The sequence below is a fragment of the Streptomyces tubercidicus genome (genome assembly GCF_027497495.1).
GTDB lineage: Bacteria > Actinomycetota > Actinomycetes > Streptomycetales > Streptomycetaceae > Streptomyces > Streptomyces tubercidicus.
In genome coordinates this window covers 834,627-846,610 of record NZ_CP114205.1, presented here as the reverse complement: position 1 = coordinate 846,610, position 11,984 = coordinate 834,627, and the positions used below count along the sequence as shown (strand labels likewise).

Here is an 11,984-nt window from a genome sequence, read left to right as displayed (position 1 = left end):
CTCCTCAAGGCATTGGCAACTCTGTGATGCGGTCGACGAAGCACCTCCGCTGCCCGCGAGCCGCGGTCAGCGACCGCCATGTGCTCCGGCAGGCTGAGCCGCGTCCCCGGCCTCCCCGGCCTCCTCGATCGGCCGGCCCCCAGCCGACTCCGCGCTGTCTCCAGGTGCGGGTGCGTCGGGCAGTTCGTAGCGCTCGCGCTGCGCGAGGAAGACCCTCAGCACCGCGATCCACACCAGGCACGAGCCGAACATATGGATGCCGACGACCAGCTCCGGCAGATGCGTGAAGTACTGCACATATCCGATCACGCCCTGTCCGGCCAACACGGCGAAGAGCTCCAGCACCCGACGGCGGACGGCGGACGGCGCCGACACAGCGCGCAGCGCGAACCAGAGCGCCACGGTCAGGCCCACCACGATGTAAACGAAGTCCACGTGCAGTTGGGTGATCTCCTGCCAGTCCAGCGGGATCCGGTGCACCTTGCGCGCGTCGCCCGCGTGCGGCCCGGCTCCGGTCACCACGGTGCCGATCAGGATCAGCGCCGCGGTGGCCGCGACCAGCAGCCCAGTCAGCTGCCGCAGCGGCCGGGTCACCAGGTAACGCGCCGGGGCGTCCCCTTCCCGGGCGCGCTGCCAGGTCACCACGGCCACCGTGAGCAGCGCCGTGGACAGCAGGAAGTGCGAGCTGACGATGTACGGGTTGAGCCCGGTCAGCACGGTGATGCCGCCGACCACGGCATTGCCCATGATGATCCAGAACTGCGCCCAGCCGAGCCGGGTGAGATCACGGCGCACCGGTGTACGCGCCCTGGCGGTCAGGATGACCAGGCCGGCCACGGCGCACATCAGGTAGATCATCATTCGGTTTCCGAACTCGATCACGCCATGGATGCCCATATCAGCGGTCGGGGTCAGGCTGCCCTCGGTGCACTGCGGCCAGGTCTCGCAGCCCAGCCCGGACTGGGTGAGCCGCACCGCGCCACCGGTGACCACGATGAGGACGGCCGTCATCACCGAGGCCAGCGCGGCCCGTTTCACCGCCTGCTCGGAGGGCTGCCAACGACGGGCGATCAGATTGAGGGGATTCAATGGATTCGGCACCGGACCATGGTAGTTGGGAGCTTCTGCGAGCTTTCGGGCAGAGCAAGGTCATTATTCGGCACCCAGTTCCGCAGCGTCTCCCGGCTGATCCCCGGATCCTTGCCGAAGCCCTCAAACGTGTTCTTCGGGTGGTCTCCCGTCGCTGCGGCATCCGTTTCCGGCATGGTGCCGTACCCCTCAGCCCGTTGTCTCGGGGAGCGACAGCGCGAGGTAATCGGGGTAGCCGTGCTGCAGGCCGGGCGCCATCTCCAGCACCTGTGCGGGTCCCTCGACCGAGTTCTTCTTGAAGCCCGCCAGGCGGTAAACCGTGTACATCGGCTTGTTGACCCCGGTGGGCCTGAAGTCCGCCGTCAGACGCACCTGTGCAGTCTGGGCGGACTGGGCCAGATACCGCAGGATCGCGCCCCCGACGTTGCGCCCCATGACCCGGCAGGACATCAGGAACAGCCTGATCCGCCACTCGGTCTCCGACGTGCCGACCAGGGTGAGGCCGATCGTCCCGTACGCGCCGAAGCGGTCCTCCAGATGGGCGACCAGGAGCGTCTGGTCCGGCCGGTCCATCAGTTCACGGAGCTCCGCCTTGGAGAACGTCAGACCGGTCGTGTTGAGCTGGTGCGTACGCTCGGTCAGTTCCGCGGCGCGCTCCAGGTCGTCGGGGGTGGCCACCGCGACGGTGAGCCGCATCTGCAGCGACCTGAGGAACTCGATCTGCGGCCCGGCGAACGACTTCTCGTACTCGTTGCGCTGCTCCGCCTGTGCGTACATGGTGCGGCGGCCGCGCCCGTCCTCGGTCACCGGGCGGGACAGCTCGGGCCTCGCGAGCAGCCCCGAGACCTCGGCGGCGTCCACGCACCGCACCTGAGGATGCGCGAAGGCTACCTCGGCCCGCTCAAACTCGGAGTCGTCGATGAACATCAGTGTGTCGATGCCAATGTTGAGCCGCTCGGCTATGGACCGCACCAGCTCGGACTTCGGCTGCCACGAGACGTGCGGCACCAGGAAGTAGTCGCGGATGCCCAGCCGTTCGAGTTCGGTGAGCGCCGCCTTCTCGTCGTTCTTGCTGACGATCGACTGCAGGATGCCGCGCCGGTCCAGGGCGTCGATCACCTCGCGGATGCCGGGCCGCAGCTCTACTCCGGTGCCTTCGGACAGCACGCCGTCCCACACCGTGCCGTCCAGATCCCAGACGACGCACTTGACCAGCTCACTCGACATGACCGGCTCTCTCGACATGATCAGCTCCTTGCACGAACGGATACCGAGGATCGCGGCGGCGTACTCGGAAACTCTGCAGGCTCTCCTCGGCCAGCAGATGCTGCAGCAGCTGCGTGCTGCCCTCGATGACCTGCATGACCCGGGCGTCCCGGACCCAGCGGTCCACCGGGCCCCCGTCCACCAGGCCCACCGCGCCGTGCAGTTGCGCGGCCGCGGCCGACGCCGTGCCCGCCGCGCGGGACGCCGCGAGCTTGGCGGTGAGCACCTGCTCGATCAGTCGGCCGCCCCGACTGTCCATGGCCCGCGCCGCCTGCTCGCACAGCAGCCGCGCCGCCTCGGTGTCGACCACGGCATCGCTGATCAGACCGCGGACGAGCTGCAGATCGATCAGCCGGCCGCCGAACTGCCTGCGGCCGCTGGTGTGGCCGAGCATCGCGTCGCAGCACGCCTCGGCGAGTCCCAAGGAGCCGTACGCGACACAGAGTCGCCCCAACGACAGGGCACTGCCCGCCACTTGGGCGACGCCGAAGCCGGGACGGCCCACCATGCGGTCGGCGGGGACGCGGCAGCCGTCCATATGCAGGTCGGCCAGCATGGCGCTGCGGAAGCCACTGGTGGGGCGGCTCGGCTCCACCGTGACGCCCGGGTCGTCGCGCCGGACGAGGAATCCCACACTGCGGTCGCCGTGCTTGGCGAAGACCAGGAAACAGCCCGCGACCTGCCCGAAGGAAAGCCATCGCTTCGTGCCGTCCAGGCGCCACCACGTCTGCGCTCCAGCACCCGCATCCGCGCTGGGTCCGTCCGAAGCTCCCGGCTCCTCCTCCGGCATCGCGGTCGTCCCGATCGCCTGCGCGTCGCTGCCCGCACCGTCCTCGGTGAGACCGAACGCGCCGAGCAGCTCGCCGGAGGCGAGGCGCGGCAACAGCTGCCGCCGGGCGGCCTCCGACCCCCAGCGGCTCAGGCTCGCGCACACCATGCCGTGCACGGTCAGCAGGCTCTGCAACGACGCGGAGGTGTGCGCCACCGCCCGGCTCAGCTCGCCGTACTCCCGGTGGTTCATCGGCCGTCCGCCGTACTCGGCGGGCACCATCGCGGCCAGCGCCCCGGACTCGGCGACCGTCTTCAGCACACCGGGCGGCACCGCCTTCGCGGCGTCGATCTCGTCGGCGAGCGGCAACAGCAGCCGCCCCAGTTCCTCCGCGGTCGGCGGCGGCTCGCTCATGCCCGCTTCCCCTGCACGAACCGCACGATGCTGTCCAGCGTGTCGAAGTTCTCGATCTCCAGGTCGTCGTCGTCGACCTCGACGCCGAACTCCTTCTCAAGGTGACCGACGAGCGAGACCGTCGCCAGTGAGTTCAGCACCCCACCGGTGATGAGCTGCATGCCCTCCAGCTCGGCCGGGTCGTCCACGTACCGCAGCAGGTACTCAAGAACGCGGGATCGGACGGCCTCGTCCTCGTATACGGAAGTCACTGCGACATCACACTCCAACTCACATGATCAAGGAATTCGCGGCCCATCGGGAAAGCACCGGAGAAGCTCAACGCTTCGTCCTCCACTTCCTCTCAAGCCGGCTGATCTGGTTCTGGCTGAGGCTGACCAGGGACAGGTCAGACGGCGTACGGCCGGCCTTCTCGGGACCGTCGACGTGCGCGGCGAGCGCCTTCAGATACGTGACCCAGCCCTGACCGAGCCGCTCCACGTCCGCGCGCGCCAGCACGCCCCGCGGCCACGACCACGTGGCCGTCAGCTGCGGGCCCGACGGCCCTTCGGTCGTCACCGCGTTCACCATCAGCGCATGCGTCAGACGCATCCGCGGGTCGAGGCCGCCGGTGGCCGTGGCGCCGTCCACCTGCTGCCAGTCCGCCTGCTGCCGGTCCGACTCCCGGCGGGCCCGGCCTGCGCCGACCCGCCCGAAGTAGTTGAACGCCACTTGCGGGCCGGGCAGCGCGGCGAGCACCGGCGCGGTATCGGGGTTGAGGTAGCGCAGCAGCCCATAGTCGGTACGCAGCTCCGACGCGGTGCGCAGCTGCTCCTTGACCCGCTGCAGAGCCCGCCCGGCGGCAGGACCGCCGCGCCGGACATCGGCCCAGGACACCCGGCCCGGATCGAGCCGCACGGGTGCCATGGCGGTGAACCAGCCCACTGTCCGGGACGTGTCCACCCCGTCGAACAGGTTCTCCCTGCCGTGCCCTTCGACATCGACCAGCACAGAGGTCGCACCCGTTGAACCCGTGCCGCCCGCGTCACCGCGCGTGGTACGCCACTGGGCGTGCGCGAGGACGAAAGCCGTCAGGAGCACGTCGTCGACACCGGCGTGCAGCGCGGTGGGCACCCGGGTGACCAGCGCCTCCGACAGCTCCACCGGCACCGACACGTGCAGCGAGAGCAACTGCTCCGCCGTGTCGATCCCGGCATCCAACTCCCGGTCGCCAAGCGTGGGTTCGGGCTCGGATCCAGATGGGGTCTCGGCCCAGTGCGCGAGGGCGGCGGTACGACGCGGGTCGACGGCGAGCGGGCCGAGCCGCTCCGCCCAGTTCTTGAAGGAGGTCGGCACCGGCGCCAACTCCGGTGCTCGCCCGTCAAGTACGGCCGCTCCGGCGGCGGCGAGGTCGGGGAGGATGATCCGCCAGGAGACGCCGTCCACCACGAGGTGGTGGATCGTGAGCAGCAGCCTGCCGGGCTCCTGGGGGCCGTTGTCGAACCACACGGCCTGCAGCATGACCCCGTCGTACGGCGCCAGACCCTGCTGCGCCTGCCGGGCGTGGTCGGCAAGGAGCCGCTCACGCTCGGGCGCGGTCGCGTCGGCGCAGTCCACCCGGGTCAGCACCTCGTCCGCCGTGCGCGCCTCCGCCCCGCGGGCCGGAGGAACCTCCAGCGCCCCGGCGTTCCCGTCATCGTCGCGCGTCAGGCGGGCCCGCAGCAGGTCGTGACGGTCGAGGAGGGACTGCACGACCTCCGCCAGCGGGCCGCGGCCGATACCGGCGGGCACTTGGACGAGCCTCGCCTGGAAGAACGCGTCGAAGGAGTGCTCCGGCTCGACGAGCCACCGCATGATGGGCGTCAGCGGCACCCGGCCCGTACCGTCGTCCGCCACCGGCCCGGAATCGCTGTCGGCCAGGGGCCGAGCGGTGCGCGCCAGGTTCCTCGGGGTGTGGTGCTTGAAGATGTCGCGGGGCGAGAGGCCCAGGCCGGCCTCGCGGGCTCGGCTGACCAGGACGATGGAGCTGATGCTGTCGCCGCCGAGGGCGAAGAACCCGTCGTCGACCCCGATGTGGGCGGGGTCGAGGCCGAGGACGTCCGCGAAGAGGGACGTGAGGGTCTTCTCTTCGGGCGTGCCGGGGGCGCGGCTGGTGGATGCGTTGCCGGTGGTGTAGTCGGGCGGGGGCAGCGCCTTGCGGTCGATCTTCCCGTTGGGGGTCAGGGGAAGTTCGGTGAGGGGGACGAGGGCTGTGGGGACCATGTACTCCGGCAGCCGCTGGGCGACGGCCGACTTGACGCGCCCGGCGTCCAGCTCACCGGGGGTCTCGGGTGTGACGTAGGCGACGAGGCGTCGGTCGCCGGGCCGGTCCTCGCGGATGACCACGGTGGCGGTGGTGATTCCCGGGCAGGCGGTCAGCGCGGCTTCGACTTCGCCGAGTTCGATGCGGAAGCCGCGCAGCTTGACCTGGTCGTCGGCGCGGCCGAGGAAGTGCAGGGTGCCGTCGTTGTTCCAGCGGGCGAGGTCGCCGGTGCGGTACATGCGGGTGCCCGGCTCGCCATAGGGGTCGGCGACGAAGCGCTGCGCGGTCAGTGCGGAGCGTCCCAGATATCCGCGGGCGACGCCGGCCCCGGCCACGTACAGCTCACCGGGTACACCGGGCGGTACGGGGGAGAGTCCCGCGTCCAGCACATAGACGCGCACGTTCCCGATCGGACGGCCGATCGGCGGGATGACCGACCCTGAGAGCGGCTCGCTCATCGTCGCACAGACCGTCGTCTCCGACGGACCGTACGCGTTGACCATCCGTCGGCCGGCGGACCACCGCTCGATCGTGTCGGGCCCGCAGGCCTCACCCGCCACGACCAGCGTCATCGCCCCCGGCACATCCGCCACGTCCAGCACGTTCAGCGCGGACGGCGGCAGCGTGCAGTGCGTCACTCCGGCATCCCGCTGCACACCACCGAGCGCTTCACCGGGCATCAGCCGCTCCGCGCCGGCCAGCACGAGGGCGCCGCCGGAGAGGAGGGCGGTGAAGATCTCCGAGGCGGCGGCGTCGAAGCTGGGTGAGGCGAACTGCAGCACGCGGCTGCCCGCACCGATCCGCCACTGCTCGCTCTGGGCGAAGGCGAGGTTGACCAGTCCGGCGTGGTGGGCGACGACGCCCTTGGGCACACCCGTCGACCCCGAGGTGTAGATGACGTACGCCGGGTGCTCGGGGCGGAGCGCGGTGGCCGGGTCGGTGGCGTCCAGCGCGGCCAACTGGCCCTGGAAGGAGGGGTCGTCGAGACAGAGGGTGGGGGTCGCTTCGGCCCACGGAGCGGTGGTGACGGTGTGGGTGAGGACGAGGGCGGGGCGGGCGTCCTGGACCATGAAGCGGATGCGGTCGACCGGGTAGTCGGTGTCGATCGGCAGATAGGCGGCGCCCGCCTTGAGTACGGCGAGCAGCGCGATGATGAGGTCCGGCGAGCGGGGCAGCCCGAGGGCGACCATGTGCTCGGGTCCGACGCCTTGCTCCATCAGGTGCCGGGCCAACTGGTTGGCGCGGGTGTTGAGGTCGGCGTACGAGGTGTGGGTGCCGTCGGCTATCAGCGCGGTGGCGTCGGGCGTGGCCCGCACCTGGGCCTGGAACAGCTCTGGGACGGTGCCGGAGGGTACGGGAGTGGCGGTGTCGTTCCACTCCGTGAGGATCCGGCGGCGTTCGTCGTCGGTCAGGACGTCGACGGAGGTGACGCGTCGGCCGGGGGCGTCCGCGACCGCTCGCAGCACGCGCAGCAGCCGATCCACCAGAGCTGTCACCGTGCCCGGCTCGAACAGGTCGGTACGGTAGGTGATCACACCGGCGATGCCGTCCGGGGACCCGTCCGCGCCATGCTGCTCGGCGAGATTGACCGTGAGGTCCATCCGGGCGGCCCGAACGTCGGCGAACTCCCGTACGGCGTCCACCTCCGGGAAGTTCACGCTGGTGGGCGGGGTGTTGTTGAACGCCAGCGTGACCTGGTGGAGCGGGTGGTGGGCCAGCGACCGGGTCGGATTGACCGCTTCGACCAGGTTCTCGAACGGTACGTCTTGGTGGGCGTATGCGCTCAGGTTGGTCTCGCGGACGCGGTCGAGGAGTTCGGCGAAGGTGGGGTCGCCGGACAGGTCTGTGCGCAGGACGAGGGTATTGACGAAGAAGCCGACGAGGTTGTCGAGTTCGTCCTCGCCGCGTCCGGCGACGGGGGTGCCGATGGGGATGTCCGTGCCGGCGCCGAGGCGGTGCAGGAGGACGCCGAGGGCGGCCTGGAGCACCATGAACACCGTCGTCTGGCGGGAGCGGGCCAGAGCGGTCAGGGCCTGGTGCAGTTCGGCGTCGATCTGCACCGGTACCGATGCGCCTTCATATCCGGCCTGCTCGGGATACGGCTGGTCGGTGGGGAGTTCGATGCGTTCCGGGAGTCCGGCGAGGGTGTGTTTCCAGTAGTCGAGTTGTGTGGCCAGGAGGCTGTGGGGGTTGGTGTCGTCGCCCAGGAGTTGGTGTTGCCACAGGGTGTAGTCGGCGTATTGGACCGGTAGGGGAGGCCAGGTGGGGGTGTGGCCTTGGTGGCGGGCGGTGTAGGCGGTGCTCAGGTCGGTGGCCAGGGGGCTCATGGACCATCCGTCGCCCGCGATGTGGTGGATCGTCAGGACCAGGACGTGCTCGTTCACCGTGTCGGCGAGGGTGAACAGGGTGGCGCGCAGGGGGAGTTCGGTGGCCAGGTCGAAGGGGTGGCGTACCGCGCGGTCCACGGCGGCGGCCAGGTCGGCCTGGTCGATCGTCTCGACGGTCATCTCGGGGCGGGCTTGGTCCGCTGGCCTGATGTCCTGATGCGGCTGACCGTCGACATCGGGGAAGACCGTCCGCAGTGCCTCGTGCCGGGCCACCACATCACCCAGCGCCGCGCGCAGCGCCGCCGTGTCCAGCGCGCCGGTCAGGCGGAGCACGACGGGCACGTTGTAGGTCGCGCTGGGGCCTTCGAGGCGGTGGAGGAACCACAGGCGGCGTTGGGCGAAGGACAGCGGTATCCGCTCGGGGCGGGCCGCCGGTATCAGCGCCGGACGCCCGATGGCGGCGGCGGGGTTGGCGCCGGTCTCCAGGAGCCGGGCCAGTGTGGCGACGGTGGGAGCGGTGAACAGGTCCCGGATGGTCAGTTCCGTACCGAGCACCGCGCGTATCCGGCCGATCAGCCGCATCGCGAGGAGCGAATGCCCACCGAGTTCGAAGAAACCGTCCTCGACGCCGACGCGGTCGGGCTCGATGCCGAGGACTTCGGCGAAGAGACCGGCGAGGATCTCCTCGCGCGCATCGCGCGGAGCCCGCAGCCGTGCGGTGCCGGTGGTGTAGTCGGGTGCGGGCAGCGCCTTGCGGTCCAGCTTGCCGTTCGGCATCAACGGCAACGCGTCCACGACCACCAGCGCGGAGGGCACCATGTACTCCGGCAGCCGCTGGGCGACGGCCGACTTGACGCGCCCGGCGTCCAGCTCACCGGGGGTCTCGGGTGTGACGTAGGCGACGAGGCGTCGGTCGCCGGGCCGGTCCTCGCGGATGACCACGGTGGCGGTGGTGATTCCCGGGCAGGCGGTCAGCGCGGCTTCGACTTCGCCGAGTTCGATGCGGAAGCCGCGCAGCTTGACCTGATCGTCGGTACGGCCGAGGAAGTGCAGGGTGCCGTCGTTGTTCCAGCGGGCGAGGTCGCCGGTGCGGTACATGCGGGTACCCGGCTCGCCATAGGGATCGGCGACGAAGCGCTGCGCGGTCAGTCCGGAGCGCCCCAGATATCCCCGGGCGACACCGGCCCCGGCCACGTACAGCTCACCGGGTACACCAGGCGGTACGGGGGAGAGTCCCGCGTCCAGCACATAGACGCGCACGTTCCCGATCGGACGACCGATCGGCGGGATGACCGACCCGGAGAGCAGCTCGCTCATCGTCGCACAGACCGTCGTCTCCGACGGACCGTACGCGTTGATCATCCGTCGGCCGGCGGACCACCGCTCGATCGTGTCGGGCCCGCAGGCCTCGCCCGCCACGACCAGCGTCATCGCCCGCGGCACATCCGCCACGTCCAGGAGAGGCAGCGCGGACGGCGGCAGCGTGCAGTGGCTGACGCCCGCGTCCCGCAGCACCTTGGTCAGTGCCGCCCCCGGCGCCAGTTGCTCCGCGTCGGCGGTCACCAGGGCGCCGCCGGAGAGGAGGGCGGTGAAGATCTCCGAGGCGGCGGCGTCGAAGCTGGGTGAGGCGAACTGCAGCACGCGGCTGCCCGCACCGATCCGCCACTGCTCGCTCTGGGCGAAGGCGAGGTTGACCAGTCCGGCGTGGTGGGCGACGACGCCCTTGGGCACACCCGTCGACCCCGAGGTGTAGATGACGTACGCGGGATGCTCGGCAACCAGCGCGCCCGCCCGGTCGGCAGCCGTCAGATCTGCCTCGGACAGTCCCGTCAGGCGAGCCTCGACCTGCGGATCGTCCAGGGTGAGTGTGGTGAAGCCGTCGTTCGGCAGCCGTGTCGCGGAAGCGGAGTCCACCAGTACCGCACTCGGACCGGCGTCCTGGAGCATGAAGCGGATCCGCTCCACCGGGTAGTCCGTGTCCACCGGCAGGTACGCCGCCCCCGCCTTCAGTACGGCGAGGACCGCGACCACAAGCTCCGGCGACCGGGGCAGGGCAAGGGCCACCAACTGCTCCGGGCCCAAGCCCTGTTCGACGAGCAGCCGAGCCAGCCGGTTCGCCCGTGCGTTCAACTCGCCGTACGTGTAGACGGTGTTGCCGTCCCCCGACACCACCGCCGCCGCACCCGGCGCCTCGGCGACCCGCGCCTCGAACACAGCCGCAGCCGTGCCCTCCGGCACCTCGACCGCCGACGAACCGCACCACGCCCCCAGCACACGCTCCCGCTCATCAGCGGTCAGCAGACTCAACGAGCCGATCCGCCGGTCAGGACCGGCGTCCGCGATTCGCTCCAGGAAAAGCAGAAACCGCGCGACGTGAGCGTCGAATTCTTCCTGGCTGTACATGTGGTCGTTCGCGTCGAAGTACACCTCGATGGCGCCTTCGCGCTCGCCCTCGTGGAAGGCGATGGAGAAGTCGTCGGTGTAGCGCTGCGAGATGCTGCTCGCCTTCGCCGGGTGGCCGCCGAAGTGGATGTCGTAGTCGAATGCCATGACATTGACGACGGGGCCGTAAGGGAGGCCGCCACCTGTCGACCAGGTGAGGTCGCGGCGCAGGTCCTCCATTCGGTACCGGCTGTGCCGGGACGCGCGGGTCGTCTGGGCCCAGACCTGCTTTGCCACCTTGGACAAGGCCAGTTCGGGCTCCACCGTGATCTGGAGTGGAACGACGTTGACCGTCATTCCCGGTGTATCGCGCTCGATCTCATCCAGGCGGCCCGAGACGGGAAGTCCCACGGACACGGCGCTCTCTCCTGTGACGGCCCCCACATAAGCCGCCGTTGCCACCACAGCCAATACGGACCAGCTGACGCCGAGTTTTGCGGCCGTGGAACGCAAGGTGTCCGACAGCCGCGCACTGAGCGCCGCACGCCGCCGGCGAATGTCCGTCGGCCTGCGGTACGGCCGGCTGGACAGACTGACCGGTGCGGGGGCATTGCGGAGTCGCTTGAGCCAGTACCGACGGTCGGCTTCGTACTCTTCCGAACCGCGGTAACTGCTCTCGTGTTCCAGCAGGGTTCGGAACGAGGGAAATGGAGTCCCGCCGTCCGGTTGATCCGTGACCAAGTCCGAGTAAACCTGGGCGGTACGCCGAGTGATCAGCGCGGAACTCCACGCATCCATCACAACGTGATGGTAACGGCTGTACAGAATATGGAAAGCCGGGTCGATGGCAAGCAGCGCGGGGGCGTACAGCGGCCCCTGGACCAGGTCGAACGCGGTGTCCATGTCCGACCGCATCCATGCCTCGGCCGCTTCTCGCGGATCCGCTTCGGCACTGAAATCGACCCTGCGCACCGGCACGTGTGCGGCACCGGCGACCTGAAGCGGACCGTCCGGCCCCTGCGTGATCGTGAACCGCAGTGCCTCTGCCTCATCGAGAACAATCCGGTGTGCTCTCTCAAGAATGTCGGGCATGATCGGCCCATGGATCTCGACCCGCTCACCGACGTTGTACACAGAGCCGCCCGGCCCTAAGGAACCTGCGAACCAGACGCCCAACTGAGCAGCCGTCAACGGCCATTTATCATCAATGGGATCCAGCACCCCACGCCCCCCGCAGCGACTTGAACCCGGCCCGGTCACTCGCCGGACTCCTGCATAGTTACACAACGCGCCTTCTTGCTCCACATAGTTTGGCACGCGGTTTCGGAGTGGTGGCCACAGGCCCTGTGCCGGGTCCGCGGCGACGCGCCACAGTTCGGAGGAGAAGCCGCTTGAACGATCAGTCAGAACCCGCCTTCAGGAGGGCTGTTGAGGCAGGTGGCAGGCGGGATGGGTG

Annotated in this window: 5 protein-coding genes; all 5 read right to left on the bottom strand. The window is 69.8% G+C overall.

Annotation, left to right across the window (positions count from 1 at the left end):
• Positions 1-66: 66 nt before the first annotated feature.
• Positions 67-1,101 (bottom strand): COX15/CtaA family protein, encoded by a 1,035-nt coding sequence (locus STRTU_RS03670; protein ID WP_159742210.1) that lies wholly within the window; start codon positions 1,099-1,101, stop codon positions 67-69.
• Positions 1,102-1,278: 177 nt separating this feature from the next.
• Positions 1,279-2,334, bottom strand: coding sequence for an HAD-IIIC family phosphatase (locus STRTU_RS03665; RefSeq protein ID WP_159742209.1), 1,056 nt, complete (start codon positions 2,332-2,334; stop codon positions 1,279-1,281).
• Positions 2,306-3,538: an acyl-CoA dehydrogenase family protein gene (locus tag STRTU_RS03660; protein ID WP_159742208.1), complete on the bottom strand. Its 1,233-nt coding sequence runs from the start codon at positions 3,536-3,538 to the stop codon at positions 2,306-2,308. Before STRTU_RS03660 ends, STRTU_RS03665 begins: the two co-directional genes overlap by 29 nt.
• Positions 3,535-3,789, bottom strand: coding sequence for an acyl carrier protein (locus tag STRTU_RS03655; protein ID WP_159742207.1), 255 nt, complete (start codon positions 3,787-3,789; stop codon positions 3,535-3,537). Before STRTU_RS03655 ends, STRTU_RS03660 begins: the two co-directional genes overlap by 4 nt.
• Before the next feature lie 67 nt (positions 3,790-3,856).
• Positions 3,857-11,749: a non-ribosomal peptide synthetase gene (locus tag STRTU_RS03650; RefSeq protein WP_269777332.1), complete on the bottom strand. Its 7,893-nt coding sequence runs from the start codon at positions 11,747-11,749 to the stop codon at positions 3,857-3,859.
• Positions 11,750-11,984 lie beyond the last annotated feature (235 nt).

Bases quoted from the DNA above. Each gene is read 5' to 3' on its own strand.
- STRTU_RS03660 (WP_159742208.1), bottom strand. From the start codon at position 3,538: ATGAGCGAGCCGCCGCCGACCGCGGAGGAACTGGGGCGGCTGCTGTTG.
- STRTU_RS03665 (WP_159742209.1), bottom strand. From the start codon at position 2,334: ATGTCGAGAGAGCCGGTCATGTCGAGTGAGCTGGTCAAGTGCGTCGTC.